The organism is Actinorectispora metalli (assembly GCF_056323685.1).
The window spans coordinates 3,468,825-3,495,394 of sequence record NZ_JBREYE010000001.1; the positions used below are offsets into that span (position 1 = coordinate 3,468,825).

Sequence of the window (26,570 nt, forward strand, 5' to 3'; positions counted from 1 at the left end):
GCATTTCCTCGTGATCAAGGGCTTCATCAGCGCAAACCCACATGTTCATTCAGAGGATAAGCACTGTGCGATGTCGATCTGGTGACGCTTGTGAGACGGACCACCTATTTTTCGCTCGGCTCGACTGACACCTTCTCCCCCTGCAGAAAGGAGGCGGTCAGCGTGAGCGAATCACGTCTGCGGCGATGGTTGCCCATCGGCGCGGCGGTGGGCGGTGCCGTGCTCATCGTGGCGTCCAACGTCGCGGCCAAGGACCACCCTGTCCAGGCCTCGGCGGAACTCCCGTTCGCCGTCAACGCGGCCCCGGCCAATATCACCCCGCAGGTCGTCCAGGACGGTGTGCGGACGGCGGCGGTCCGGGTCGGGGCCGTCGGGTCCGCGGCCAGGACCGAGCGGATCTGCCAGTCCGACGCCGCCTGGATGCGACTGCGCTTCGACCGGCTCTCCCTCAAAGGCGACGACTCCCTGACCGTGACCGGGTCCAAGGGCGGCAGCTTCACCTTCCGCGGCGACCACTGGGCGGGGCGGACGTTCACCACGAACACCTTCGACGGCGACTGCGTGACGGTCAGCCCCAGGATGATCAACCCGGCCAGCGGCTACTCGGTCGCGGCGGCCGAGTCCGGCACCGCGGCGGAGACGGTCGTGATCGCCGGGGCGGGCGATGTCTGCGGCTCCAACTGCGCGGCGACCGCCAGGGTGCTCGACGGGATCAACCCCGGCGCGGTGTTCATGGCGGGCGACGGTGCCTACAACGACGGCACGCTGAGCGAGTACCGCCAGAACTACGACCCGACCTGGGGCAGGTTCAAGAGCAGGACCTTCCCCTCGCCCGGCAACCACGAGTACAACACCCCCGGCGCCAAGGGCTACTACGACTACTTCGGCAGCATCGCGGGGACTCCCGGCCTCGGCTACAAGAGCTGGGACATCGGCGACTGGCATTTCGTCGGCCTGAACAGCAACAAGTCCAAGCTCGGCGACTCCGGGTGGAACACCCAGCTCCAGTGGTTGGAGAACGACCTCACCCGCAACACCAAGCCCTGCGTCGCGGCGTTCTGGCACCACCCGCTGTTCAGCATCGGCAACTACAACGGCGGGATCAGCACGGTCAGGCCGTTCCACGAGATCCTGGACAAGAAGACGGCCGATCTGATCCTCGTCGGCCACGACCACAACTACCAGCGGTGGGCCCCGAAGCTGGCCAACGGCACCCGCGACGATGTCAACGGCACCCGCCAGATCCTGGTCGGCACCGGCGGCAAGAGCTTCTACAACCTGAGCGGATCGCACCGCGATGTCGAGAAGGCGGGCAAGGCACACGGTGTGCTCAAGCTGACCGGCACCGGCACCGACTACAAGTGGGACTTCGTCAACGCCGAGGGCTACGACCTCGTCGACAGCGGAACCGGCAAGTGCAAGGCCAAGTCCGGCGGCACGCCCACCTCGACACCGACCACACCGCCGACCACGACGCCGAACCCCGGCAACCAGCTCTTCGCCGACGACTTCGAGTCCGACAAGGGCTGGGTCGTCAACCCCACCCGCGCCGACACCGCCACCACCGGCGCGTGGGAGCGCGGCAACCCCGAGAGCACCACGGACGTGAGCAGGCCCGCGCAGCTCGGCGACACCCCGAGTGGCAGCAACTGCCTGGTCACCGGGGCCGCAGCGGGTTCGGGACCGGGCAGCTTCGATCTGGACGGTGGAAAGACCTCCGTCCAGTCACCGGAGATCACCCTGCCCACCGACGGCGCGTTGCAGCTGTCTTTCAAGTACAGCTTCGCATCGGGTAACAACGCCACCTCGGAGGACTACTTCAAGGTCATCGTCATCGGGACGAACTCCACCGCCGTGCTCGACAAGCGCGGCACCGGCGCCGTGGTCGGCGGCGCATGGCAGGACCACACCGCCGACCTGTCCTCGTTCGCGGGCCAGAAGGTGCGCATCCTCATCGAAACCGCCGATGTCGGCACCGGCAGCCTCATCGAGGCCCAGGTCGATGACCTGAAGATCACGAAGATCTAGCCGATGTACCTCACCTCCGACACTCTGCGGCGACTGCGGCTCTCGTCCGCCAAGGCCGCCGTGCCGTCCACCGTGCTGACCCTCGGGACGGTCAGCCTTCTCACCGATATCTCCTCGGAGATGGTGACCGCCTTCCTGCCGGTGTACCTGATCTACGGGCTGGGCGTGGGTTACCTGCAGTTCGGCGTGCTGGACGCGGTGTACACGGGAGCGTCGGCGGTGTTGCGGCTGGTCGGCGGTCACGCCGCCGACCAGCTCGGCAGACCCAAAGCGGTCGCCGCGGTCGGCTACGGCCTGTCCGCGGTGACCAAGCTGGGCTTCCCCATGGTGGGCGGCTCGCTGACCGGGATCGGCGCCATGCTGGCGGTGGACCGCACCGGCAAGGGCATACGCACCGCGCCCCGCGATGCGCTCATCACCCTGACCACTCCGCCGGAGATGCTGGGCCGCGCCTTCGGCGTGCACCGTGCGATGGACACCGTCGGTGCGCTGATCGGCCCGCTGCTGGCGTTCGTGCTGCTCGCCTACGTCGGCGATGCCTACGACTCGCTGTTCGTGGTCAGCTTCTGCTTCGCCGCGATCGGCCTGATCGTGCTGCTCGCCTACGTGCGCGAGCCCGCGATCACCCGGCCCCGCCCACGCAGATCCCTCGACCTGCGCGCCGGGCTGCGGCTGCTGAGCGACCCGAAGTTCCGCCGCGTCTGCCTGCTCGCCGTGGTGCTCGGCCTGGCCACCGCGGGGGACGCGTTCCTGCTGCTGGCCACCCAACAGCGCGCCGGGCTGGACCTGCGGGCGCTGCCGTTGCTGCCGCTGGTGGTGGCGGCGACGTTCCTGCTGGCCGCCATACCCGTCGGCCGCGTCGCCGACACCATCGGCCGGTGGCCGATCTTCCTCGCGGGCCACGCCCTACTGGCCGTCGTGTACCTGCTGGTGGCGTCCTCGTTGGGCGGCTGGCCGCTGCTCATCGTGGCGCTGGGCCTGCACGGCCTGTTCTACGCCGCCACCGACGGCGTGCTGATGGCGCACGCGGGCCCGCTGTTGCCCGAGGACCTGCGCAGCAGCGGCCTCGCGGTGCTCCAGACCGGGCAGGCGCTGGCCAGGATGACCGCCGCCATCACCTTCGGCGCCGCGGCCACCACCTGGGGCCTCCAGCACGCTTTCGCCGGGTTCGCCTTCGTCCTGATCATCGGAATCGCTTGGGGGTGGACCCGCCGGTGAAACGCACCCTGCTGGTGACACTGTCCATTGTGGCTCTGCTCGCCGCGGGAGGCGTCTACGTGGCGATCGCCGTGGCGCGCAACGCCACCGCCCCGGATGAGCCGATCCGGCTTGACCCCACCGCGGCCGGAACCGTGCTTTACGTGGACGAGTCCAGCCGGAGGGTCGGCCAGGTGTCGCTGCGCGATCCCGCCGCGCAGACCGCGAACAGCCTGGGCTGCCAGCGCGTCTACTCGGCGGGCGGCACCACGGTGTGCCTGTACTCGGTCGCCGTGCCGCCGTCCTGGGAGGCCAAGGTGTTCGACTCGGCCATGCGGCCGGTCAAGACGATCCTGCTCGACGGCACGCCCAGCAGGGCGCGGGTCTCGCCATCGGGCAGGCTGACGGCGTGGACCGTGTTCCGGACCGGGGACACCTACCTGCCCGCGGGCTCCTTCTCCACCACGGCAGGCATCTACGACCGTGTCACCGGCAAGGTGTACGGCTCGCTGGAGAACTTCGAGTCCTTTGTGGACGGCGCACCGGACAGATCGGTGGACCGCAACTTCTGGGGCGTCACCTTCGCCACGGATGACCGCACGTTCTACGCCACCATGGCCACCGGCGGCCGAACCTGGCTGATGCGTGGCGACCTGGAGACCAGGAGGCTGGAGTCGGTGCGGGGCAACGCCGAATGCCCCTCGCTGTCGCCGGATGGCACCAGGATCGCCTACAAGAAGAAGATCGGCGACGGCTGGCGGCTGGTCGTGCTCGACCTGGCCACCGGCACCGAAACCGCCTCCGCCGAACGGGAGAACGTGGACGACCAGGCCGCGTGGCTGGACGACCGCACGCTCGCCTACGCCCGTTCGCCCGCTCGCGGTGAGCGGTCCGCGCTGTACTCGGTGCCCGCGGACGGCAGCGGCAGCCCGACGCTGTTGCGGCGGGACGCGTCCTCGCCGTCACCGCTGGGCGTCACTCCCAGTCCCAGCCGATGAGGTAGATGCCCGGCTTCGGGTCCACCTGCACCAGCTGCGCGGTGTGCGAGGCGCCCAGCAGCAGATCGCAGACCTCGACCCCGGTCTCGGCCGCCGTCGTGCGGTAGGTGCGGTAGCAGCGCGCGGGCAGCATCGAGGGCTCGAACTGCACCTGAAGCGACAGATCGCGCATGGTCCCGGCGGTGCGGAACGAGATGTAGTGGTCGTCCGGGTCCTCCGGAGTGCGCACGGTGTACTCGTAGACGACCAGTTCGCCCATCCGCAGCGGCTGGTCGAGAAGCAGTTCGACGAGGTGGAAGCCGGTCTCGTCATCCCGCCGCTGGCGGCCCGCCCGGCAGCCGCGGGTCTCGCTGATCACGCAGGCCGCCGGGTCGTCGCTGTTGTTGCGGTGCACGGCGATCGCCCGGTCCACGCCGTCGCGCTCGGCGCGTCCGACGACGGTGTAGTGCAGTCCGGCGATCCCGCGCTGCTCGTCCACGCGGCAGACGATGTGGGTGGCCACCTTCGCGACCGCGGTGGTGTCCTCGAGGGAGACACCCAGCCGGTCCAGTGCCCTGGCCAGCCCGTCCGGCCGGGCCCAGGCCTGGTCGGGGCGAAGTTCGCCGGGGGATTGGTGCAGCCACCGGCCCCGCGGCCGAGGTGGGCCGAGCAATGAGGACAGCGACTCAGGGCGCAGCCCGAGCACCTCTTCCAGCACGGCCAGCGCCCGCAGCGATTCGGGGCGTTCCGGCTGGTTGTGGCCGCGCTGCCAGTAGCTCAGCGCGGTGGTGCTGATCCGAACGCCGCGCTCGCGAAGCCGGTACTGGATGCGGTCCAGGCTCAGACCGCTGCCCTGCACCGCCAGCCGCAGGGCGAGGCTGAAGGGGCCGGAGGCCAGCGCCTGCGCGAGCTGCCTCCGATGGGTGTCAGACGGCATAACACCCCCAATCGGCGGGTATCGGAACTGGAAGCTTACGGCCGTTCGCGACCCCGGTGATGCCCCTCACGGTCTCCCGACACATGCACGTTTCGCTATATATTGAATGCCCTGGAAGGGAGTTGAACCATGGGTCAGGGTCACGGGCACGGGGTGTCGATGGCCGAGGCGGCCAGTGCGTCCGGCAGGCACCTGCGGGTCCTGTGGATAGCGGCGGGTCTGGGCGTCCTCACGCTGGTCATGCAGGTCGTCGTCGGGCTGTGGACCTCCTCGCTGGCACTGCTGTCGGACTCGGCGCACGTCTTCACCGACGTGTTGGGTATCGCCATGGCCATCGGCGCGATCCTCATCGCCCGGCTCGGCTCCCGGAACACCAGCCGCACCTTCGGCCTCTACCGGGCCGAGGTCTTCGCCGCGCTGGTCAACGCCTTCCTGCTGTTCGGCGTGGCCATCGCTGTCGGTTACGAGGCCATGACGCGCTTCGACTCCCCGCCCGCGGTGCCCGGCCTGCCGGTCGCGATCGTGGCCACCATCGGCTTGGTCAACAACGTCATCGCCTTCCTGCTGCTGCGCAGCGGCGCCAAGGAGAGCCTGAACGTGCGCGGCGCCTACCTCGAGGTGATGGCCGACATGATCGGCTCCGTCGGCGTGCTGCTCTCCGGTGTGCTGACGCTGGCCTTCGGCTGGCGCTACGCCGACCCGGTGATCGGCGTGGCGATCGGTCTGTTCGTGCTGCCCAGGGCGTATTCGCTGGGCAGGCAGGCGCTGCGCATCCTGCTCCAGCACGCCCCCGACGCGGTCGACGTGACCGCTATGCGCACCGAACTCGGCGGCCTCGCAGGCGTCACCGAGGTCCACGACCTGCACGTGTGGACGCTGACCTCGGGGATGGAGGTGTGCTCGGCGCACCTCATCACGCAGGCCGAGGCCGACGACCAGGACGTGCTGCGCCGCGCCCAGCAGTTGCTGGCCGAGCGGTTCCACATCGAGCACGCCACCCTCCAGGTGGAGTCCACGGCGAGCGCCCACCGCTGCCGCGAACTCACCTGGTAGTTCCTAGCGGACGAGGTGCAGCAGCCGGTTCGGGCTGTTCTCGGGGTCGGTGATCTTGCCTGACGTGGCGCTGTCGAGCAGCGCCTTGGTCACCTCGGCGGCACTCGCGGTCGGGTGCGCCGAGAGGTAGAGCGCGGCAACGCCCGCCACGAACGGCGCCGCCTCCGAGGTGCCCTGGACGCGGTGGGTCGCGGTGTCGGACTTGATGTCGGCGACGGTGATGTCCACGCCCGGTGCGAACAGGTCGACGCACTTGCCGTGGCTGGAAAAATCGCCGCGTCGGTCGTTGCGGTCCGAGGCGGCCACGGTGATCACGGCGGGCTCGCGGGCAGGCGAGTGGGAGCAGGCATCGTCGCTCGAGTTGCCCGCCGCCACCACCACCGCGATACCCGCGTCGACCACCCGCTTGGCGGCGGCGTCGAGCTCGGGGGAGGCGTCGACACCGAGGCTGACGTTGACCACGGCGGGCTTCTTGGCGTTCTTGGCGACCCAGTCCAATGCCTTGGGGATGTCGTCGAGGGCCTCGACCGACCACAGCGTGGCCTTGGGTGCGACGCCGATCCCGGTGCCGCCCGCGACCGACGCGACGCCGGTGCGGTGGCCCCATTTGTCGCCGGGTTCGCCGTAGGCGTGTTTCACCCGGCCGCTCATGGTGCGGTGGGTCGTGCTGATTCCACTGTCGACGATGTAGATGTTGACGTTCTCACCACCATTCGGCGGAGTGAATTTGTCATCCAGCGGCAGGTCGCGCTGGTCGATGCGGTCCAGACCCCATTGGCTGACTGGAGCGGCATTGGCGGAGGAACCGGAGAAACAGACCGCGGCCACCGCGATGATCAGCGCGGTCAGCCGGGATGCAGGGGAATTCACGGTCCCACTATCGGGCCAAACGCCCGTTCCGCGCCGGCTTTGGGCGCCGCATTATCCCGTATTCTTATATCCCATTCCTCCGCTTTCACCCCAACGGAGATTTTTCCCTGTTGCGCGGGCGTGCATCGCCGCTAGGTTCGAGGCATCCCTGCTCGGTGAGGAAAGGACCGATATGGCACGGCGTTTTCTCTGCACGCTGATGACCACCGCGGTGGCGGCTCTCGGTATCGCGCTGACCACCGGCCCCGCGACCGCGGCTACCACGGCGGCGCCCGACTACACCGGAATCATCAAGCTCAACAACTGCTCCGGTTCGCTGGTGCGGCTGCCCAACTCGAAGGACACCGACAAGGCGCTGGCGCTCACCAACGGCCACTGCCATGAGAATGGAATGCCCTCCCAGGGCACGGTGATCGTGGACAAGCCGTCCAGCCGCAGCATGACCCTGCTGGGCCCCACCGGCAGCAACCTCGGCACCGTCAAGGCAACCAAGACGGCCTACGCCACGATGACCGACACCGACGTCGCGGTGTACGAGCTCAGCACCACCTACGAGCAGATCGCGACCCAGCTCAAGGGCAAGGCCCTGGAGATCTCCGCGACCAAGCCCGTCGCGGGCGCCAAGATCAGCGTGGTGTCGGGTTACTTCAAGCGCACCTGGACCTGCAACATCGACAAGTTCGTCTACCAGCTCAAAGAGGGCGGCTGGACCTGGAAGGACTCGATCCGGTACTCCCAGCCCGGATGCGAGACCATCCACGGCACGTCCGGTTCGCCGGTGATCGACCACGCGACGAACAAGGTCGTCGGCGTCAACAACACGGGAAATGACGACGGCGAAGAGTGCACGTTCAACAACCCATGTGAGATCGACGAGCAGGGCAAGGTCACGTACAAGCAGGGCCTGACCTACGGCCAGCAGACGTACTGGATCGCCACCTGCGTGGATGACGGAAACAAGATCAACCTGGCGAAGCAGGGCTGCCTGCTCCCCAAGGGCAACAAGTAGGCGAAGCGGTGGGCTGACTCCGCACCTACGGGGTCAGCCCACCGCTGCCGGCTCTAGGAAATCCCGCACCAGGCGGCGAAACCGCGAACGGTGTCCGTTGCCCTGGCCTCGCTCCTGGCGAGCATCCGGATCGTCTCGTGCACCATCGGGTGGTACCGGGTCTGCGTCGGCGCGACCGCTCGCGCCTTGTGCAGGCTCTCGAAAGCCGATTTCCGATCACCGTGGATCAGATACGCCCGGGCCAGATCGATGTAGTGGTGTCCGACCCGCTCGCGCTGCATCGTTCTCGGGATGGTGACACTCGCCGACCGCTTGACTGCCTCGGTGCCATCCATCGCCTCGACCGCGAGCCCCACCGACCAGATGTCGACGTTCGTCGGGCCGAAGCAGAGCCGGTAGTCATCCCGGTCGACACCGAGCCGTCGAGCCGCATCCTTCGCTTCGGCCAAGTGATCATCGGCGAGGTCGGGCCTGCCCGCACGGGCTGCGGCCAAGCCGGATTTGAGATGCAGGTTTCCCCACATCGCCAGGACTGGAGGGTCGCCTGCACCGACTTGTGTCTCGATACGAGATCGGCTCCGCTCAAGGAATCGGAGTGCCAAACGCCAATCGGCAGTGCCGATCAGCTCCCCGGCGCGTTGGTAGTCACCAACGAGGACTGCCAGTTCGTCGCCTGATTGTGCGGCCGCCCATTCGTACCGCTCGACGGTGAGAGAAGCGAGATCGACATATCCGAGCCGCCAGGCCAACTGCCCGGCCGCAGCATAGGTTTCGGCGAGCAGACCGAAGGCTCGTTCGCGATGCGTTCCGGCCAGTGTGTGGATCGCCGCGCGCAGTTCGACCAGCAGCCCGGGCAGTTCTGCTCCCAGTTGGACCAAGCTGGCCGAGTGCCTGAGCTTGGATGCTTTCGCCACATCCGCGGCGACCAGGTGCAACTCGCGCACGGGTGTTCCGTCTATGGGCTCCATGCGGTAGGCGGCGATCTCCCGCCGAATCGGCCCGACGGCCGAAAACACATCCCGATCGTCCCTGCTTACCCGCTGATACGGCTGCTCCAGCAGATCGGCGACTCCGATCCCCAGAGCCTGTGCGACCGCACTGACAAATGCCGGGGAGGCGGGCGCCGCCCCCTGTTCCACCTTGCGCAGCAGGCTCAATGAGATGTGAGCGGAACGAGCCAACTCGGCTTGCTTCAAGCCGGCCAGCTTCCGCTCCTCCGCCACCCGCGACCCAACACCCGATGCTGCTTGCGTCCTGGCCACCAAGCCACCTCCGCGTACAGGGTTCCTCATCCACGATGCCACGCGCGGTTGAAGGGCCAGAAGCCGACTCCTCTTGGTCACTGATTTGTCACTAGAAGTTACGAAGCACTTCTAGCGTCTTGGTTGGCGGACTGGCATGCCCCCCGACCATGCCGGTCCGCCTCCGCGGATCGGGAGGGAGCCGATATGGACAGGGAAATCCGCCAACTGGATCTTGAGGATCTACTCAGCGAACTGCGGCTGCGCGGCTGGACCCTCTTCATCTTCGGGCCGCGGGAGTCCCCACAACTCGTGGCCGCCGCCTTTCACCACTCCGACTGCTCAGACGTCCTCATCCTCCGCGGTCCCAGCGATGCCACCGCCTACCGCCTCGTCCGCTTCCCCGACACCGACTTCTTCCGGCCAGAACGCATCGTCTGGAAGTACCACGGCAAACCCCTGTGGGCCTTGCGATCGATCCTCATCCTTCCCACTCCCGATGATCCGCTGGCGCCGAGGCGATTCATCCCGCTGGACGAACACTGCGGCGTGCCACCGAACCTCTCCAGGCCGATCACCATCCGCCCGCTGTTATGCCACAGCGGCGCCGCGTCGGAACGCGGCGCCGCCATAGCTACTTGCTAGCAGGTCGGTTCGCCCGAGACCGCACGCACGCTAACGGCCTCCCAGGCCGCCTTCGTCGTGTTGAACTCGGTGCAGCCGGTCGGGAACAGTGCCTTGGCCGCCTCAAGGGTGGCCTTGCGCGCCGCTGCGTGGGTCCAGCCGCTGGTCTTCTTCAACAGGCCGTTGTAGAAGATCTTAGCGGCGTTCTGCACGCCGATGCCGGTGATCGTGGTGTTGTTGCACGTCGGGCTGGTGGGCTTGCCGCCACCGGGGTTGGTGCCTTCGGCCAGCAGGTAGAACCAGTGGTTCTGCGGGCCTGCCGCCGCGTGCACCTCCGTATTGGGGATGCTGGCGCTGTAGCAGTTCGGGTGGTTCACCCTGGACGGGTCGTGCATGTAGCGGATCGGGCCGCGACCCGCGAGGTTGACCTCTTCGCCGACCTCATAGTCGAACGGGTCGTTCGGGTTGTTGGCGTAGGCCTCGGTGAGCGCACCGAAAATGTCGCCGGTGGACTCGTTCAGCCCGCCCGTCTCACGGCCACCGCCGGAACCGCCGGGGGTGTTCTGGAAGATGGCGTGGCCGTACTCGTGGCCAACCACGTCCATCGGCACCACCTGGCGCTGGTTGTCGCTGGAGTGACCGAAAGCCGTCGAGCTTCCGTTCCAGTACGCGTTGACGGCGTTGAGGCCGACGTAGGCCGGGAAGCCGCCGCCGCTGCCGTTGAAACCGTCGCGGCCCAGCCATTCCTTGAGCATCTTCCACTCGGTCTGCGCGGCATAGAGCGCGTCGACGCACGCCGTCTCCAGGTCGGTGCCGGAGCCGTTGCCCCAGTTGTCGTCCGGTCCGGTGTAGGGGCGCTTGGTGCTGTTCGACCCGCAGCTCAGGTTGCGGCGGTTGGGGTCCACTGTGGAGTACTGGCCGCCAGAGGACGTGGTGTCGATGGGCACGCTGTTTCCGTTGTAGTAGCTGTTGCCGGTGCCCGCCTTGACATCGTCGCGGGTGTGCAGCACGGCGCCGGTCTGGGCGTCCACGAAGACGTGCAGCTTGCTGGGCGCGTTCGCGGTGGCCCCGTGCACGAGCACCTCGTGCGCCAACCGCGGTTGGGCGCCCGCCAACACCACCAGGCGCGGCTGCTCGACGCTGTCCACGATGGGCAGCTGGCCGCGGGCGGCGGCCGTGGCCGCGTCGGCGGGCACGCGGGCCGTCGTGTCGACCGCGATCGGGGCGGTCGGCGCGGCGCTGGAGCCACGCAGGTTGCCCGCGCCGTCCACGACGACCACCGCGTCACCGTCCACGACGGGAAGGCCGCGGTAGGTGCGCTCGTAGGCGGCGTAGAACAGGCCCGCGCCGCCGGGGGTGAGGCCGACGCGGTGGAAGTCCTCCTCGGCGCCGTGGCGCAACTCGCCGACGCCGCGGTCGGCGGCCTGGTCGGCGGCGCTCGCGGCGCGTTCCGGCCCGGGTGGGGCCGCCTGGGCGGGCGCGGTCGTGGTGGCCACGGCGAGGGCCAGGCCCGCCACGAGGAAGGGCAGTCGAATCTGTCGCATGGGCAGGGCTCCTTCCGACGATGCCTGACGCGGGGGTCGCTGGGAGGGCATCGCCGAGTAGGGAAAAGACAGGAGTGCCGAAAAACGACAGGGGAGGCACGCCCGTCTTTCTTTGGGTGCCTCAAGTAGAAATTCGACCGCCATCCAAGTCAATTGGCCGTTTGGGGGCACGGACTGTGAAGATTGGTAACTTAAGTGAGTCCCAGATGGGACAGAAAAAGAGTCACCCCGCGTGTACGGGGCGACTCTTTCCGTTGTTGTTACTTCGCGGTGCCGAACTCCTGGGCCCAATACACGTCGTAGGTGCTGTTGGGGTTCGCCGCGTAACCGACGCCGATTTCCTTGAAGTTGCAGTCGAGGATGTTGCGGCGGTGGCCGGGGCTGGCCATCCAGTCATTCACCACCTGCGTGGGGCTGGCCTGTCCACCGGCGATGTTCTCGCCCCACTGCTTGGCGGGGTAGCCCGCCGCGGAGATGCGCTGACCGGGGTTGCGGCCCGCGGGGTCGGTGTGCGACAGGTAGTTCCGGTTGGCCATGTCCTGGCTGTGCCCCCTGGCCGCCTTGGTCAGCGGGCCGTTGGCGGTCACCGGGCCACAGCCGTTCTTTTGTCGGTGCTGATTGGTCAGGACGATGACCTCACCGGGGAAATCCGCGTTCACGCGAATCTCGGCCTGCGTCGGGGGCTGCGCGGCAGGCGGCGCGATGGTCATTCCCAGCGCTGCGGGCAGATATCCGAACAGCACCGTCAGGTTCCACGAAAACATGGGTCGCTCCTTCCAGGGCGTTTGTGCTGGTGGCGCGCCACGGAAGTTGCGGTGGAAATACCCTTGCGAAGATCGGGAAAACGGCTGCCGCGACCGTCACCCGAGTCGTTGCCCGACAGGGGGAGCCCGCGACGCCGGGTAGTACGGCGCGCAGCGCCGCACTACCCGAACAGGTGTCGCATCCGGGGTTTGACCCGGCGAAATCGGGTCAGCCGCGGGGGATCTTGCGGTGCACGTTCTCCTTCACCGAAGCCCCCGGCGCCGCGTCGGCGATCCACGGGCCGGGCACCGACGGGTCGAGCACGCCGTCCTCCAGCCACTGGTGCCTGCCCGCCAGCACCTCACGGACCAGCCGGTTGTCGGCATCGTCGGTGTTGGTCCACAGCTCGTCGAACAACTGCTCCACCCGCACCGTCGCCTGCCGACAGAACACATCCGCCAGTTGCCGGGCCGAGGTGCCCTTGTCGGCGTCCTGCTTGGCCAGCATCTCCGCCCGCACACAGCTCGCGCTCATCGCGAACAGCTCGGCGCCGATGTCGACGATCCTGGCCAGGAACCGCTGCTTGCGCTCCATCTTGGCCTGCCACCGCGACATCGCGTAGAAGGTCTGCCGCGCCAGCCGCCTGCTGCCGCGTTCCACGAACCGCAGGTGCCTGGCCAGCGGACCGAACTCGGCGTACGCGGCGGGCAGGTGGCCCTTGCCGGTGACCAGGGTGGGCAGCCAACGCGCGTAGAACGCACTCGCCTTGCCCGCGGCCTTGGCCTTGTCGTTGAAGCTCGCCTCGGGATCGATGATCTCGCCCGCCACCGACAGGTGCGCGTCCACCGCCTCCCTGGCGATGAGCAGGTGCATGATCTCGGTGGAGCCCTCGAAGATCCGGTTGATCCGCAGATCTCGCAGCAGCTGCTCGGCGGGCACCCCGCGTTCCCCGCGGGCGGCAAGGGATTCGGCGGTCTCATACCCGCGACCGCCGCGGATCTGCACGAGCTCGTCGGCGATCAGCCAGGCCATCTCCGAGCCGTAGAGCTTGGCCAGCGCAGCCTCGATGCGGATGTCCGCGCTGTGCGCGTCGGCGAGTTCGCTGGACAGCTCCAGCACCGCCTCCAACGCGAACGTGGTCGCGGCGATGAACGCGATCTTGCCGGAGATCGCCTCGTGCTTGCCGACCGGCAGACCCCACTGCACTCGCTCCGACGACCACTCCCTGGCGATCTTCAGACACCACTTGGACGCGCCCGCGCACAGGGCGGGCAGCGACAGCCGACCGGTGTTCAAGGTGGTCAGGGCGATCTTCAGGCCCTGCCCCTCCTTGCCGATCCGGTTGCGGGCGGGCACCTTCACCCGGTGGAAGCGCGTCACGCCGTTCTCGATGCCGCGCAACCCCATGAACGCGTTGCGGTGCTCCACGGTGATCCCCGGCGCGTCGGCCTCGACCACGAACGCGGTGATCCCGCCGCGCTGCCCGTCATGCTCGGGCACCCTGGCCATCACCACCAGCAGATCGGAGATCACGCCGTTGGTGGTCCACAGCTTCACGCCGTCCAGCACGTAGTCATCGCCATCGGGGACGGCGGTGGTGGCCAGCCGGGCGGGGTCGCTGCCCACGTCGGGTTCGGTCAGCAGGAACGCGGTGATGTCGGTGCTGGCGCAGCGCGGCAGGAACTCCCGCTTCTGCTCCTCGGTACCGAAGGTCTTCAGCGGCTGCGGCACGCCGATCGACTGGTGCGCCGACAGCAGCGCACCCAGCGAGGGGTGGGCGGAACCGGCGATCATCAGCGCCCGGTTGTAGTACACCTGGGACAGCCCGAGCCCGCCGTACTCGGTGTCGATCTTCATACCGAGCGCGCCGAGTTCCTTCAGCCCGTTGATCACATCGTCGGGGATCTTGGCCTCGCGCTCGATGAGCAGGCCGTCCACCTTGTCCTCGCAAAACGCCCGCAGCGTGGCAAGGAACGCCTCGCCGCGGGCGACCGCCTCCGGATCACCCTGCGGATGCGGGTGAATGAGGTCCAGCCGGAAGTGGCCGAGGAAAAGCTCCTTGCCGAAGCTGGGTTTGTCCCAGTCGGACTGTCGCGCGGCCTCCGCGACCTTCCTCGCCTGAGCCTCGCTGACCTGCGCCCCACCCGGCGGCGCGCTCTGCTCGGCGGCCGCGGCACGGACATTGCCCGCCGTGTGCTCTGCTGGGTCCACTGTGGTCATCACTGACCCCCTGAGGGATTCGGCTGAGTTCCCCAGGCTACTACCGCTCAGTAACTTGAGCTAGGCGGCAAAAGTGGTCACGGGTAGGGCAGCGGCTTGGCGCCGCGCTCGGCCAGCATCTGCTCCATGATCTTGGCCTCGGGTTCCTGCGTGCGCAGGATGGCGTCGGCGAGGTTGCGCACCTGCGAGGTGGTGGCGTTCTCCTTACCGTATTGGGCCATGCCGGAACCGCCAAGGTGGTGCCGCAGCATGAGCTGGAGGAACAAGGTGTCCTGCTCAGGCCCGGCGGGCATCGAGCGAAGCTGCTTCATCTCATCCTGGTTGGCCATCCCCGGCATCGGCCTGCCCGGCTGCGGGGCAGGCATGGACGCCGAGCCGCCGTGGCCGTGACCGCCCTGCATCCACGCCATCCGGTTGTTGCCGGAGGTCAGCTCGGGCTGGTTCCACAGGTCGAGGTAGCCGCGCATCCGGCCGATCTGCTGAAGCTGATTGGACTCGATGTCGAAGGCAAGCTGCTTGATCGCCTTGTCCGTGGTGGTGCGACCGACGATCACCGCCATCTGCACGGCCTGGTCGTGGTGGTACGACATGTCCTGGGCGAACCCGACATCCACCGAGTTCGCGCCCGGGGTCGCCTGATCGTCGCCGGACAGGCCGATCAGCAGGCCGCCCGCCGCACCCACGAGGAGCAGCGCCAGCGAAGCGGCCACCACGACGAAAACCTTTACCCACGCGGGCTGCTGACGCGCGGACTGGCCGGTATCGGTGTCGATACCGGCCAGGTCCTGGTCGTGCTCGGTCATCAGCCGCCGTTCCCCGGCAGCCACGGCAGTATTCCGCCGGGCTTGGTCGTCTGCGGCGGCGCGGGCGGCTGCTGCGCGGGCGGCGGCGGGTTCTGGGGCTTGGTCGGTGCGGGCTTGGGCTGCTGCGCGGGCTCCTTGTCACCCGCGGGCTTGCCCGGCGCGGCGCCGCCACCGGTGGGCGGAACCACGGGAGCCGAGGTCGCACCGCTGGTCGGAGCGCCCGGGGTGCCCATCTGGCCGGACTGCGTCGCGTCGGTGCCACCGGTCATCGGCACGCCCTCGGGACCGGGCGGGGTGCCCACGAACGGCGGCGGGTTGTCCACGTCGAAGTTGCCGGGGATCGCGTCGCAGCGGCCGTCCGGCTCAGGGTGCTGGAAGCGGTTTGCGCGCAGCGCGGAGATGAAGTGGTCGATCCGCTCGTCGGTCGCGTTGTCCACCTTGAGGCGGTGTCCCCAGGACTGCAGCGAGAGCGGCTTGTCCAGGCCGGGGTACGGCGAGATCGCCATGTACTCCTGGCCTTCGACCTTCTTCTTCAGGCCGTCCAGGTCGGCACCCTTGATCTGGTCCGGGTTGTAGGCGATCCAGACCGTGCCGTGCTCCAGGGAGTGCACCATGTTCTCGTTGCGGACCGGCTTGTCGTAGACGATGCCGGTGCAGGCCGCCCAGACGTTGTCGTGCGGGCCACCGAACGGCGGGGTCTTGTCGTAAGCGACCCGTTGGTCCGGGGTGACGTGCCGCTGCGCGACGTAGGAGGCCGTCTCGACGCCAGGGATGTCCTTGGACGGGTCCTGGTTCTCGTTCGAGGGCTTCCACTTGGCCAGCGCGGCTTCGCGCTCGTTCTTCTTGTAGACCTCATAGACCGGCCAGCCGACCGCGGCGCCGGCGAAGAGCAGCACCACCACGATGCCCGCGATCAGGCCCCAGGGGGTCTCCTTCTTCGCCACGACGTTGCCGCGCGTGTTGCGAGCCTTGCTGACGATCTTGCTACCTTTTGCGCTGGCCATGCCTCGTGGGTCCTCGCTGTCCTGTGGCATCCGGTGAGCCCGCGACCCTGGGGAAAGCAGGGGAGCCGCGCGCTGCGGGCGCCATTCTAAGGAGTGCCGTTGTGAAACGGTGATGAGCGGGGGATGAGTTGGGCCAAACGGCCCCGCTTGTCCACAATAGCGACCGCCCTCACGCCTGCCTCACGCGGGTGAACGCGGGTGAAAAAGCCCTGCACCCCACCTCCTAGACTGGTCGGCGATGACTCCCGCAGCGCTTGCCGAGAAGGTCCATTCCGTCGCCACCGAGGTGCTGACCAGCCGAGGGCTGGACACCGCGGTGCTGCCCGACGCCGTGACGGTGGAGCGACCCCGAAATCCCGAGCACGGCGACTACGCCACCAACCTGGCGATGCAGGTCGCCAAGCGGCTCGGTGTGAACCCCCGCGAGCTGGCGGGCTGGCTGGCCGAGGCGCTGTCGGCGGCCGAGGGCATCGACGTCGCCGAGGTCGCGGGCCCCGGCTTCCTCAACCTCCGGCTCGCCGCCGACGCCCAGGGCGCGATCGTCCGGGACGTGCTCGCCGCGGGTGAGGGCTACGGCCGCACCGACAAGTACGCGGGGCTGAAGATCAACCTGGAGTTCGTCTCCGCCAACCCCACCGGCCCGCTGCACATCGGCGGCGTCCGCTGGGCTGCCGTCGGCGACGCTCTGGGCCGGGTGCTTGCCGCCCAGGGCGCCGCGGTCACCAGGGAGTACTACTTCAACGACGCGGGCGCCCAGATCGACCGCTTCGTGCGGTCGCTGCTCGCCGCCGCGCAGGGCGAGCCGACCCCCGAGGACGGCTACGCGGGCGACTACATCGGCGAGGTCGCCCAAGAGGTGGTGCGGCAGGAGCCCGGCGCGCTGGAGCAGCCCGCCGAACAGCGCCACGAGACGTTCCGCCGGATCGGTGTCGGGCTGATGTTCGAGCAGGTCAAGCAGTCGCTGCACGAGTTCGGCACCGACTTCGACGTCTACACCCACGAGGACTCCTTCCACGCCTCCGGCGCGGTGGAGAAGTGCGTCAACGTGCTCAAGGAGTCCGGCCGCCTCTACTTCTCCGAGGGCGCCTGGTGGCTGAAGTCCACCGAATTCGGTGACGACAAGGACCGCCCCGTCATCAAGAGCGACGGCAACCCCGCCTACATCGCGGGCGACATCGCCTACTTCCAGGACAAGCGCGCCCGCGGCTTCGACCTGTGCATCTACATGCTCGGCGCGGACCACCACGGCTACATCGCCCGGCTCAAGGCCGCGGCCGCCGCGATGGGCGACGACCCCGGCACCGTCGAGGTGCTCATCGGCCAGCTGGTCAACCTGGTCAAGGACGGCAAGCCGGTCCGGATGAGCAAGCGCGCGGGCAACGTCATCAGCATGGACGACATCGTCGGCGCCGTCGGCGTCGACGCCGCCCGGTACTCGATGATCCGCTCCTCGGTGGACTCCTCGCTGGACATCGACCTCGACCTGTACTCCCGGCGCAGCAACGAGAACCCCGTGTTCTACGTGCAGTACGCGCACGCCCGGCTGGCCTCGGTGCTGCGCAACGCCGCCGACCTCGGCATCGCGAAGAAGGACCCGTCCGAGGTCGACCTCGGCCTGCTCACCCACGAGAAGGACGGCGCGCTGATCCGCACCATCGGCGAGTACCCGAGAGTGGTCGCCACCGCGGCCGAGTTGCGGGAGCCGCACCGCGTCGCCCGCTACCTCGAGGAACTCGCCAGCGCCTACCACAAGTGGTACGACGAGTGCCGCGTGCTGCCGCGCGGCGACGAGAACCCCACCCCACTGACCTATTCCCGGCTGGCGCTCAACGACGCCGCCCGCCAGGTACTCGCCAACGGCCTCGCGCTGTTGGGCGTGAGCGCACCGGAGCGAATGTGAGAGCGCACCCCGCCGGACCCCGGCACGCCGACGTCATGGTCCCGGCCAACACCGCGGGCCAGCGGCCGACCACCGCCGCGGACCTTGACCTGCTGCACCCGGCGGTCTGGCCGCGCCATGCCAGGCGCGCCGAGGACGGCGTGGTCACGTTGGCGGGCGTCGACGTGCGCGACCTCGCCGCGCAGTACGGCACCCCCCTGTTCGTGGTGGACGAGGCCGACTTCCGCTCCCGCTGCCGCGAGTTCGCCGAGGCCTTCGGCGACCCCGCCCGCGTGCACTACGCCTCGAAGGCCTTCTTGTGCGTCGCGATCGCCCGCTGGGTGGCCGAAGAGGGCCTGAGCCTGGACGTGTGCAGCGGCGGCGAACTGGCGATCGCGCTGCGCGCGGGCTTCCCGCCCGAGCGGATCACCATGCACGGCAACAACAAGTCCGTCGCCGAACTGGTCGCCGCGCTGGAGGCCGGCATCGGCACCGTCGTCGTCGACTCCTACTACGAGCTCGCCCGGCTGGACGTGCTGGCCGCCGAGCGCGGCATCAAGCAGAACGTGCTGATCAGGGTCACCGTCGGCGTCGAGGCGCACACCCACGAGTTCATCGCCACCGCCCACGAGGACCAGAAGTTCGGCTTCTCGCTGGCCGACGGCGACGCCGCCGAGGCCGCGCGGCGCATCCTCCGCTCCGAGGGGCTGGTGCTCGCGGGCCTGCACAGCCACATCGGCTCCCAGATCTTCGACGCCGACGGCTTCGAGGTCGCCGCGCACCGCGTCATCGGGCTGCTCGCCGACCTCCGCAAGGAGCACGGCGAGGACGCGATCGCCGCGCTGGCCACCGTCGACCTCGGCGGCGGCTTCGGCATCTCCTACACCCCCGACGACGACCCGCCGCCGGTGCGCGACCTGGCCGACAAGCTAGGCCACATCGTGGAACGCGAATGCGCGCTGGCCGAGCTTCCGCTGCCCGCGATGGCCGTTGAGCCGGGCCGGGCCATCGTTGGACCCAGCACCGTGACCCTGTACGAGGTCGGCACGCTCAAGGACCTGGTGCTCTCCGGCGGCGCGGGCCGCCGCTACGTCAGCGTCGACGGCGGGATGAGCGACAACATCCGCACCGCGCTGTACGACGCCGTCTACGACTGCCGCCTGGTGTCCCGAAGCTGTGAGGCCAGCCATGAAGTGGCCGATTCGGACACTCCGGGTGAGAACCTGGACCCGCCCGCGGTGCTGAGCCGAGTCGTCGGCAAGCACTGCGAGTCCGGTGACGTGGTCGTCCGAGACTGCTGGCTGCCCGCGGACCTCGCGGTCGGCGACCTGATCGCGGTGCCCGCCACCGGCGCCTACTGCTACGCGATGGCAAGCCGCTACAACGGCCTGCCCCGCCCCGCCGTCGTCGCCGTCGCCGATGGTCAGTCGCGGCTCCTGCTGCGTCGTGAAACCGTGGACGATCTGCTGAGCCTGGAGGTGGACGGTGCCTGACAAACCGGTCAGGGTTGCACTGCTCGGCTGTGGCACCGTCGGCACCCAGGTTGCGCGGCTGCTGCACGAGCAGGCAGGCGACCTGGCCGCCAGAGTCGGCGCGCCGGTCGAGTTGACCGGGATCGCCGTCCGCCGTCCGCACCGCCACCGCGAGGTCCCCGCCGAACTGCTCACCACCGACGCCGCCGCCCTCGTCCGCAGCGACGTCGACGTGGTGGTCGAGGTGGTCGGTGGCATCGAGCCCGCCCGCACGCTGCTGCTGGACGCGCTGCGCGGCGGGAAATCCGTGGTCACCGCGAATAAGGCGCTGCTGGCCGAATGCGGCGCAGAGTTGTTCTCCGCCGCCGACACCTCCGGTTCCGACCTGTACTTCGAAGCCGCCGTCGCGGGCGCCATCCCGCTGCTGCGCCCGCTGCGCGAATCGCTGGCCGGGGATCGCATCACCCGCGTGATGGGCATCGTCAACGGCACCACCAACTTCATCCTCAGCTCGATGGCCGACACCGGCCTCAGCTACGCCGAGGCGCTGGACGAGGCCACCCGGCTGGGCTACGCCGAGGCCGATCCCACCGCCGACGTGGACGGCTTCGACGCCGCCGCCAAGGCCGCCATCCTCGCCTCGCTGGCCTTCCACACCCGCGTCACCGCCGCCGACGTCTACCGCGAGGGCATCGCCGCGGTCACCTCCGCCGATATCGCCGCCGCCCGCTCGCTGGACCGCACCGTCAAGCTGCTGGCCATCTGCGAGCGCGAGGAACGCGACGGCGGCGAGGCCGTCGCGGTGCGGGTGCACCCGGCGATGATTCCCCGCAGCCACCCGCTGGCAGGCGTCAACGGCGCCTTCAACGCGGTGTTCGTTGAGGCGGAGGCCGCCGGTCAGCTCATGTTCTACGGGCAGGGCGCGGGTGGTGCCCCCACCGCCAGCGCCGTGCTCGGCGACCTGGTCGCGGTGGCCCGCAACCGGGTCGTCGGCGGCCGAGGGCCGCGCGAATCCGCCTATGCCGCACTGCCGATCCAACCGATGGGTCAGACCCTGACCCGCTACCACATCAGCCTCGACGTGGCCGACCGCCCGGGAGTGCTGTTGCAGGTGGCCGGTGTCTTCGCCGAACACGAGGTGAGCATCGCCGCCGTCCGCCAGCAGAACCGGGGTTCCGGCGCCGACACGGACGCGAGTCTTGTCGTCGTCACCCACGCCGCACCCGACGCCGCGTTGCAGTCCACCGTGGACAAGATCGCGGGGCTGCCGGTGGTGCGCGAGGTGGTCAGCGTGATGCGCGTCGAGGGAGAAGACACATGACTACCGCGCGAGCGTCCCTGCGCGGCCACTGGCCGGGCGTGATCGGGGCTTACCCGGACCGGGTGCCGATGCCTGCGGGCGCCAAGGTGATCACCCTCGGGGAGGGTGGCACACCGCTGGTCGAGGCGCCCTACCTCAGCGAGCGCACCGGCTGCCGGGTGCTGCTCAAGGTCGAGGGCCTCAACCCCACCGGATCGTTCAAGGACCGCGGCATGACCGCGGCCATCACCCACGCGCTCGCCACCGGCGCCAAGGCCGTCATCTGCGCCTCCACCGGCAACACCTCCGCCTCGGCCGCCGCCTACGCGGGCCGCGCCGGCATGACCTGCGCGGTGCTGGTGCCCCGCGGCAAGATCGCCCGCGGCAAACTGGCCCAGGCCGTGGTGCACGGCGCCAAGCTGCTCCAGGTCGACGGCAACTTCGACGACTGCCTCGAACTGGCCCGCAAGACCTCGGCCGAGTTCCCCATCGAGCTGGTCAACTCCGTCAACCCGGTCCGGCTGGAAGGCCAGAAGACCGCGTCCTTCGAGATCGTGGACGCCCTCGGCCGCGCGCCCGACGTGCACTGCCTGCCGGTGGGCAACGCGGGCAACATCACCGCGTACTGGAAGGGCTACCGCGAGTACCTCGCCGACGACCTGATCACCACCGCGCCGCGCATGTTCGGCTTCCAGGCCGCGGGCGCCGCCCCGCTGGTCCACGGCGAACCGGTGCCGCACCCGGAGACCATCGCCACCGCCATCCGCGTCGGCAACCCCGCCTCCTGGGCAGGCGCGGTGACCGCGCGCGACGAGTCGAACGGCCTGTTCGACGCGGTCACCGACGAGCAGATCCTCACCGCGTACCGCCTGCTCGCCGCCCGCGAGGGCGTGTTCGTGGAGCCCGCCTCCGCGTCCAGCGTCGCAGGCCTGCTGGCGCTGGCCGACCGGGAAGACTCCGCCGACCTGCTGCCTGCTGGTTCGCTGGTGGTCTGCACCGTCACCGGGCACGGCCTCAAGGACCCCGAGACCGCGCTGTCCACCCACATCGAGGTCGAGCCGCTGCCGGTGGACCCGCACGCCGTCGCGCACGCCCTGCACCTGAGCTGACCTCGTGAGTGATCATTGGGTGAGAACCGAACAACTCACTCACGAGGAGATCGACCGTGACTGACCTCGCCGCGCGCCGGATCAAGGTGACGGTGCCCGCCTCCTCCGCCAATCTCGGTCCCGGCTTCGACGCGCTCGGGTTGGCGCTAGGGCTGTACGACGAGGTGGAGGTCGAGGTCACCGGGGGCGGGCTGAGCATCGAGGTGGCGGGGGAGGGCGCCGCCGAGGTGCCGCGAGACGAAGGTCACCTCGTGGTGCGGGCGCTGCACGCCGCCGCGGGCAAGCTGGGCCTGGAGCTGCCGGGACTGGCGCTGCGCTGCCACAACCGTGTCCCCCATTCGCGTGGTCTTGGCTCATCGGCCGCCGCCGTGGTCGCGGGTGTCGCCGCGGCCTACGGGCTGGCCGGGCAGGAGCTGGACGAGGCGGCGCTGGACCTCGCCGCGAGCTTCGAGGGACACGCCGACAACGCGGCGGCGGCGATGTTCGGCGGGCTCGCGGTGGCCTGGCGGGAAGGCGACAGGTTCAAATCCGTTCGCCTGCAACCGCATTCCGAGCTCAACACGCTGCTGCTGGTGCCGCAGGACCGGTCGGCCACCGCGATCACCCGAGGGCTGCTGCCCGACTCGGTCCCGCACACCGACGCCGCGTTCACCGCGGGCCGCGCCGCACTGGCCGTTCACGCCTTCACCACCGCCCCTGACCTGCTGTTCTCCGCCACCGAAGACCGGCTGCACCAGGCGTACCGGGCGGGCGCATGGCCCGCCACGGCAGACCTGGTACACCGGTTGCGGGCCGCGGGCGTGCCCGCCGTGGTGTCCGGCGCGGGGCCCACGGTGCTCGCCCTGCCCGCCGACGGCACGCTGCCCTGCTCGGCCGAGGGATTCACCGTGCACCTGCTCCCCGTGGACACCGGCGGCGCGCGCATAGAGGTGATCTCCTAGCCGCGTTCCGCACCCGGTCGAGGTAACGGTTTGGCACCCATGTGCCGCCGTGTCCACAGCCGTCCGGAGCTGCGAGAACACGATCGGGCTAGCGAAATGGGCGACACGGCGCGGCGCGCCGGTGACCGGTTGTTGCACGGAACTTCATCGGCGTCTACTCTCAGGGTCGATCAGTCACCGCGCGCCAGGCGTCGGTAATCGTTCCCGGGCCACATTCCCCGAGGTGCAATCTCGCTGAGAGTCAACTCCGCCCCAAACGGTGGGTTGGCCGCTGGCGAGTTTCCGGCCATCGCAGTGACCGAGATAACCCTACGTCGGCGGTTCCCCGTCGTTTCGTGATTGCCACGCATCGTCGGAGTTCCGCCACATCCAGGGTTCGCGCGCTGCCCCGCGTCCCGCCGGGTAGCGGCACCGCTGGTCCGTCGTAGGAGGCGCGGGCCGGTCAGGAAGGACATTTGTGAGCGACACCGATCTACTGAGCAGCGAGTCAACCAATGGGGCTTCCCCATCGCAGGCCCAGGGGAGCGGGCCGGATGCGGGTGAGCAGACCAGCCAGAACACGGGAGCCAATGGCTCGTCTGCGCGCCGCCGTGCCGGTCTGACCGGCATGGTGCTGGCCGAGCTTCGGGAGCTCGCCGGGGAGCTGGGCATTCGCGGCACTGCCGGAATGCGTAAGGGAGACCTCATCGCTGCCATCAAGGACCGGCAGAGTGCGGCATCGCAGGGTGCCAGCCCCAGCCGGTCCGAGTCGGTATCCGACGCGCCTGTGGAACCCGCGTCCGGTGCCACCAAGACCCCGCAGCGGGCCGTAGAGGAGGCGCTTCCCATCGACGTGAGCAGCAAGCCTGCGACGGAGACGGAGGCCCGTCCCGCCGCCGAGGCGACCACCACCCAGGAACGGCGCCCCGAGCAGGCGCCGGAGCAGGGCGCGGAGCAGACCGAGCGCTCCGGCGACGAGGGCGACGGCCGTCGCAACCGCCGCCGCCGGTCGGCCAGCCGCCCCGCGGGCAGCCCCAACGGTGACGGCGACCAGCGCGGTGACCGTGGCGACCGTGGCGAGCGCAACGACCGTGGCGAGCGCAGCGAGCGTGGTGACCGCGGGGAGCGCGGCGACCGGAGCGAGCGCGGCGACCGCAACAACGACCGTGGCGACCGCAACGACCGCAACGACCGCAACGACCGCAACGACCGGGGTGACCGGCCGGAGCGCGGTGAGCGGTCCAACGCGGGCAACCAGGACCGTCAGGACCGCCAAGACCGCCAGGGCGGCAACCAGGACGACGACGATGACGAGCGCGGTGGCCGTCGCGGCCGCCGGTTCCGTGACCGTCGCCGAGGCCGCGGTCGCGAAGGCGGCGGCAGCACCGGCGGGGGCAACGAGCCCGAGGTCCGCGAGGACGACGTGCTGCTGCCGGTCGCGGGCATCCTGGACGTGCTGGAGAACTACGCGTTCGTCCGCACCTCCGGCTACCTCGCCGGTCAGAGCGACGTCTACGTCTCGCTGTCGCTGGTCCGCAAGTACGGCCTGCGCCGCGGTGACGCCATCAAGGGCGTCGTCCGCCAGCCCCGCGAGGGCGAGCAGCAGCGGCAGAAGTTCAACCCGCTGGTGCGGGTGGACGCGGTCAACGGCCAGGACCCGGACTCGGCGCGCAAGCGCCCCGAGTTCACCAAGCTGACCCCGCTCTACCCCAACGAGCGGTTGCGCCTCGAGACCGAGCCGCACCTGCTCACCACCCGCGTGATCGACCTGGTGATGCCGATCGGCAAGGGTCAGCGCGCCCTGATCGTCTCGCCGCCCAAGGCGGGTAAGACCTCGGTGTTGCAGGCGATCGCCAACGCGATCACCACGAACAACCCCGAGTGCCATCTGATGGTCGTGCTCGTCGACGAGCGGCCGGAAGAGGTCACCGACATGCAGCGCTCGGTCAAGGGTGAGGTCATCGCCTCCACCTTCGACCGCCCGCCGTCGGACCACACCACGGTCGCCGAGCTGTCCATCGAGCGCGCCAAGCGCCTGGTCGAGATGGGCCACGACGTGGTCGTGCTGCTCGACTCGATCACGCGACTGGGCCGGGCCTACAACCTGGCCGCGCCCGCCTCGGGCCGCATCCTCTCCGGTGGTGTGGACTCCACCGCGCTGTACCCGCCCAAGCGGTTCCTCGGCGCGGCACGCAACATCGAGGGCGGCGGCTCGCTGACGATCTTCGCCACGGCGCTCGTCGAGACCGGTTCCACCATGGACACGGTCATCTTCGAGGAGTTCAAGGGCACCGGCAACGCCGAGCTCAAGCTGGACCGCAAGATCGCCGACAAGCGGGTCTTCCCCGCCGTCGACGTGGACGCCTCCGGTACTCGTAAGGAAGAGCTGCTGCTCTCCCCGGACGAGCTGGCGGTCACCCACAAGCTGCGCAGGGTGCTGCACTCCCTGGACCAGCAGCAGGCGCTGGACCTCCTGCTGGACCGGCTCCGCAAGTCCCGCACCAACATCGAGTTCCTGATGCAGGTCGCGAAGACGACCCCGGGGTCCAACGAGGACTGAACCGGCAGTACGTGAGCGGCACCGCCCGGCTTCGGGCGGTGCCGTTTTCATACCCCGCTGGGCACCCGCACTTTTCGGTGGCGTCCTGGCGAGGGCTGCTGCTCCGGATTGGTGTGGAACGCCGTCTCGGGTCTGCACACCGTGCTCGCCAGCCGGATGTTGAGCGCCAGCAGCACCGCCGCGGGCAGCCCGAAGCCGATTGCCAGTGCGGCAGGTACTTCCGGCGACTTCAGTGCCGCCCCCAGGGCGATCACCGCGAGTCCGTAGGGCGCGTGTAACAGCTTCCGCTGGCGTTCCGAGCGCCAGTCGACGTCCGCGCCGATGCCGATGGTGATGCCCGCCGCCGCGCCGAACAGCGGTTCCGGCACCGTGATCAACCCGTGCAGCGGCGTTATCAACAGCGCCGTCAGCCCAGAGACCGCCGCGACGAACAAGATCGGGATTCCCAGCCAGCTGGCTACCGTGAGCCTGTGGCCGACTGTGCACAGCACGTGTTCATCGTGCTCCGCCCCGTCACCGTTGTGGGTGGACGACAGGCGCTTCTGCGACGGACGGCCGTATGTGTGCGGCCAACGGCGTTAACTGGAAGCCCAACATTCACAGACAGCAGCCGTTCGGCGCGAAATCCTTGTGCCCGCGGCGGTTGGCGTGCTCGGGAACAACGGCAGGGCCCGCGGCGTTGAGTGGACTGCGTCCCGGTGTCGGGTGTGACCAGCACATCTGGCACACTGGGAGGTCGAGTCCGGCTCCGGTTCACCCCGAGGCACCTTTGGGGACCCGGCGCCATTCCACGAGAGGACCCCTCGCATGAAGAGCGGCATCCACCCGCAGTACGTGGACACCCAGGTCACCTGTGGTTGTGGCAACACGTTCACGACCCGCAGCACGGCCAAGAGCGGTTCGATCCACGTCGAGGTGTGCGCGAACTGCCACCCGTTCTACACCGGCAAGCAGAAGATTCTGGACACCGGTGGCCGCGTGGCGCGGTTCGAGGCCCGCTACGGCAAGCGCAAGAAGTAGCGACGTGCACGCCGCCTGTCCCGTGTCGGGCAGGCGGCGTTGTCATGTCCTGCCTTGCG

At 69.2% G+C, this 26,570-nt stretch carries 22 protein-coding genes; 13 read left to right on the top strand and 9 right to left on the bottom strand.

Features of this window, described 5'->3' with window-relative positions; all coding sequences use genetic code 11:
- The first annotated feature begins 162 nt into the window (after nucleotides 1–162).
- The 3 genes from ACU6XJ_RS16245 to ACU6XJ_RS16255 are packed head-to-tail and all read left to right on the top strand — an operon-like array spanning nucleotide 163 to nucleotide 4,223.
- Entirely contained in the window at nucleotides 163–2,028 is a 1,866-nt protein-coding gene (locus tag ACU6XJ_RS16245; RefSeq protein WP_476311901.1) for a metallophosphoesterase, read from the top strand.
- Between the two features lie 3 nt (nucleotides 2,029–2,031).
- The gene (locus ACU6XJ_RS16250) at nucleotides 2,032–3,246 is read left to right on the top strand and encodes an MFS transporter (protein ID WP_476311903.1); all 1,215 of its coding nucleotides are present in this window, start codon (nucleotides 2,032–2,034) and stop codon (nucleotides 3,244–3,246) included.
- Entirely contained in the window at nucleotides 3,243–4,223 is a 981-nt protein-coding gene (locus ACU6XJ_RS16255; RefSeq protein WP_476311905.1) for a TolB family protein, read from the top strand. Before ACU6XJ_RS16250 ends, ACU6XJ_RS16255 begins: the two co-directional genes overlap by 4 nt.
- Here the strand turns inward: ACU6XJ_RS16255 and ACU6XJ_RS16260 are convergent.
- Nucleotides 4,201–5,139 carry a hypothetical protein gene (locus ACU6XJ_RS16260; RefSeq protein WP_476311907.1) on the bottom strand — a complete coding sequence of 313 codons (939 nt, stop codon included), beginning with the start codon at nucleotides 5,137–5,139 and terminating at the stop codon, nucleotides 4,201–4,203. The genes ACU6XJ_RS16255 and ACU6XJ_RS16260 overlap by 23 nt on opposite strands.
- Before the next feature lie 129 nt (nucleotides 5,140–5,268).
- On the opposite strand from ACU6XJ_RS16260, the gene ACU6XJ_RS16265 reads away from it, so the two are divergent.
- On the top strand, nucleotides 5,269–6,192 hold the full coding sequence (locus ACU6XJ_RS16265; RefSeq protein WP_476311909.1) for a cation diffusion facilitator family transporter: 924 nt from the start codon (nucleotides 5,269–5,271) through the stop codon (nucleotides 6,190–6,192).
- A 3-nt stretch (nucleotides 6,193–6,195) separates the two neighbouring features.
- Here the strand turns inward: ACU6XJ_RS16265 and ACU6XJ_RS16270 are convergent, their stop codons facing one another.
- Entirely contained in the window at nucleotides 6,196–7,062 is an 867-nt protein-coding gene (locus ACU6XJ_RS16270) for a S8 family peptidase (RefSeq protein WP_476311912.1), read from the bottom strand.
- A gap of 172 nt (nucleotides 7,063–7,234) precedes the next feature.
- Here ACU6XJ_RS16270 and ACU6XJ_RS16275 point away from each other — a divergent pair, with 172 nt between their 5' ends.
- Nucleotides 7,235–8,071 (top strand): trypsin-like serine peptidase, encoded by an 837-nt coding sequence (locus ACU6XJ_RS16275; protein WP_476311913.1) that lies wholly within the window; start codon nucleotides 7,235–7,237, stop codon nucleotides 8,069–8,071.
- Between the two features lie 53 nt (nucleotides 8,072–8,124).
- Here the strand turns inward: ACU6XJ_RS16275 and ACU6XJ_RS16280 are convergent, their stop codons facing one another.
- Nucleotides 8,125–9,294, bottom strand: a complete 1,170-nt coding sequence (locus ACU6XJ_RS16280) for a helix-turn-helix domain-containing protein (protein WP_476311916.1) — start codon at nucleotides 9,292–9,294, stop codon at nucleotides 8,125–8,127.
- A 225-nt stretch (nucleotides 9,295–9,519) separates the two neighbouring features.
- On the opposite strand from ACU6XJ_RS16280, the gene ACU6XJ_RS16285 reads away from it, so the two are divergent.
- Nucleotides 9,520–9,957: a hypothetical protein gene (locus ACU6XJ_RS16285; protein ID WP_476311919.1), complete on the top strand. Its 438-nt coding sequence runs from the start codon at nucleotides 9,520–9,522 to the stop codon at nucleotides 9,955–9,957.
- On the opposite strand, the gene ACU6XJ_RS16290 is transcribed toward ACU6XJ_RS16285, so the two are convergent.
- The 5 genes from ACU6XJ_RS16290 to ACU6XJ_RS16310 form a co-directional block, all read right to left on the bottom strand.
- Nucleotides 9,954–11,480, bottom strand: coding sequence for a M4 family metallopeptidase (locus ACU6XJ_RS16290; RefSeq protein ID WP_476311921.1), 1,527 nt, complete (start codon nucleotides 11,478–11,480; stop codon nucleotides 9,954–9,956). The two genes, ACU6XJ_RS16285 and ACU6XJ_RS16290, sit on opposite strands and share 4 nt — an antisense overlap.
- Nucleotides 11,481–11,740: 260 nt before the next feature.
- Entirely contained in the window at nucleotides 11,741–12,244 is a 504-nt protein-coding gene (locus ACU6XJ_RS16295; RefSeq protein ID WP_476311923.1) for a CAP domain-containing protein, read from the bottom strand.
- Between the two features lie 208 nt (nucleotides 12,245–12,452).
- On the bottom strand, nucleotides 12,453–14,444 hold the full coding sequence (locus tag ACU6XJ_RS16300) for an acyl-CoA dehydrogenase family protein (RefSeq protein WP_476311925.1): 1,992 nt from the start codon (nucleotides 14,442–14,444) through the stop codon (nucleotides 12,453–12,455).
- A gap of 77 nt (nucleotides 14,445–14,521) precedes the next feature.
- Nucleotides 14,522–15,271, bottom strand: coding sequence for a DUF305 domain-containing protein (locus ACU6XJ_RS16305; protein ID WP_476311928.1), 750 nt, complete (start codon nucleotides 15,269–15,271; stop codon nucleotides 14,522–14,524).
- Complete coding sequence (locus ACU6XJ_RS16310) at nucleotides 15,247–16,251, bottom strand: DUF3105 domain-containing protein (protein WP_476311929.1); 1,005 nt, start codon at nucleotides 16,249–16,251, stop codon at nucleotides 15,247–15,249. Before ACU6XJ_RS16310 ends, ACU6XJ_RS16305 begins: the two co-directional genes overlap by 25 nt.
- A gap of 238 nt (nucleotides 16,252–16,489) precedes the next feature.
- Between ACU6XJ_RS16310 and argS the strand changes: the two genes are divergently transcribed.
- From argS to rho, 6 genes are all read left to right on the top strand, one after another.
- Nucleotides 16,490–18,151, top strand: coding sequence for an arginine--tRNA ligase (gene argS, locus ACU6XJ_RS16315; RefSeq protein ID WP_476311932.1), 1,662 nt, complete (start codon nucleotides 16,490–16,492; stop codon nucleotides 18,149–18,151).
- The gene (gene lysA, locus ACU6XJ_RS16320) at nucleotides 18,148–19,623 is read left to right on the top strand and encodes a diaminopimelate decarboxylase (protein WP_476311935.1); all 1,476 of its coding nucleotides are present in this window, start codon (nucleotides 18,148–18,150) and stop codon (nucleotides 19,621–19,623) included. The genes argS and lysA overlap by 4 nt, the downstream gene beginning before the upstream one ends.
- A complete protein-coding gene (locus ACU6XJ_RS16325; protein ID WP_476311938.1) occupies nucleotides 19,616–20,923 on the top strand; it encodes a homoserine dehydrogenase in 1,308 nt (435 codons plus the stop codon). The genes lysA and ACU6XJ_RS16325 overlap by 8 nt, the downstream gene beginning before the upstream one ends.
- Nucleotides 20,920–22,011, top strand: coding sequence for a threonine synthase (gene thrC / locus ACU6XJ_RS16330; RefSeq protein WP_476311941.1), 1,092 nt, complete (start codon nucleotides 20,920–20,922; stop codon nucleotides 22,009–22,011). The genes ACU6XJ_RS16325 and thrC overlap by 4 nt, the downstream gene beginning before the upstream one ends.
- Nucleotides 22,012–22,067: 56 nt before the next feature.
- Nucleotides 22,068–22,952 (top strand): homoserine kinase, encoded by an 885-nt coding sequence (gene thrB / locus ACU6XJ_RS16335; RefSeq protein ID WP_476311944.1) that lies wholly within the window; start codon nucleotides 22,068–22,070, stop codon nucleotides 22,950–22,952.
- Nucleotides 22,953–23,409: 457 nt separating this feature from the next.
- On the top strand, nucleotides 23,410–25,491 hold the full coding sequence (gene rho / locus ACU6XJ_RS16340) for a transcription termination factor Rho (protein WP_476311946.1): 2,082 nt from the start codon (nucleotides 23,410–23,412) through the stop codon (nucleotides 25,489–25,491).
- A 47-nt stretch (nucleotides 25,492–25,538) separates the two neighbouring features.
- Here the strand turns inward: rho and ACU6XJ_RS16345 are convergent, their stop codons facing one another.
- A complete protein-coding gene (locus ACU6XJ_RS16345; protein WP_476311948.1) occupies nucleotides 25,539–25,982 on the bottom strand; it encodes a hypothetical protein in 444 nt (147 codons plus the stop codon).
- Nucleotides 25,983–26,298: 316 nt separating this feature from the next.
- Here ACU6XJ_RS16345 and rpmE point away from each other — a divergent pair, with 316 nt between their 5' ends.
- Nucleotides 26,299–26,511 carry a 50S ribosomal protein L31 gene (gene rpmE / locus ACU6XJ_RS16350; RefSeq protein ID WP_476311951.1) on the top strand — a complete coding sequence of 71 codons (213 nt, stop codon included), beginning with the start codon at nucleotides 26,299–26,301 and terminating at the stop codon, nucleotides 26,509–26,511.
- The last annotated feature ends 59 nt before the right edge of the window (nucleotides 26,512–26,570 follow it).

Excerpts from the sequence above, each read along its gene's own strand:
- ACU6XJ_RS16250 (WP_476311903.1), top strand. The coding sequence starts at position 2,032 with ATGTACCTCACCTCCGACACTCTGCGGCGACTGCGGCTCTCGTCCGCC.
- ACU6XJ_RS16260 (WP_476311907.1), bottom strand. The coding sequence starts at position 5,139 with ATGCCGTCTGACACCCATCGGAGGCAGCTCGCGCAGGCGCTGGCCTCC.
- ACU6XJ_RS16265 (WP_476311909.1), top strand. The coding sequence starts at position 5,269 with ATGGGTCAGGGTCACGGGCACGGGGTGTCGATGGCCGAGGCGGCCAGT.
- ACU6XJ_RS16275 (WP_476311913.1), top strand. The coding sequence starts at position 7,235 with ATGGCACGGCGTTTTCTCTGCACGCTGATGACCACCGCGGTGGCGGCT.
- ACU6XJ_RS16285 (WP_476311919.1), top strand. The coding sequence starts at position 9,520 with ATGGACAGGGAAATCCGCCAACTGGATCTTGAGGATCTACTCAGCGAA.
- ACU6XJ_RS16290 (WP_476311921.1), bottom strand. The coding sequence starts at position 11,480 with ATGCGACAGATTCGACTGCCCTTCCTCGTGGCGGGCCTGGCCCTCGCC.
- ACU6XJ_RS16295 (WP_476311923.1), bottom strand. The coding sequence starts at position 12,244 with ATGTTTTCGTGGAACCTGACGGTGCTGTTCGGATATCTGCCCGCAGCG.
- ACU6XJ_RS16300 (WP_476311925.1), bottom strand. The coding sequence starts at position 14,444 with ATGACCACAGTGGACCCAGCAGAGCACACGGCGGGCAATGTCCGTGCC.
- ACU6XJ_RS16310 (WP_476311929.1), bottom strand. The coding sequence starts at position 16,251 with ATGGCCAGCGCAAAAGGTAGCAAGATCGTCAGCAAGGCTCGCAACACG.
- argS (WP_476311932.1), top strand. The coding sequence starts at position 16,490 with ATGACTCCCGCAGCGCTTGCCGAGAAGGTCCATTCCGTCGCCACCGAG.
- thrC (WP_476311941.1), top strand. The coding sequence starts at position 20,920 with ATGACTACCGCGCGAGCGTCCCTGCGCGGCCACTGGCCGGGCGTGATC.
- rpmE (WP_476311951.1), top strand. The coding sequence starts at position 26,299 with ATGAAGAGCGGCATCCACCCGCAGTACGTGGACACCCAGGTCACCTGT.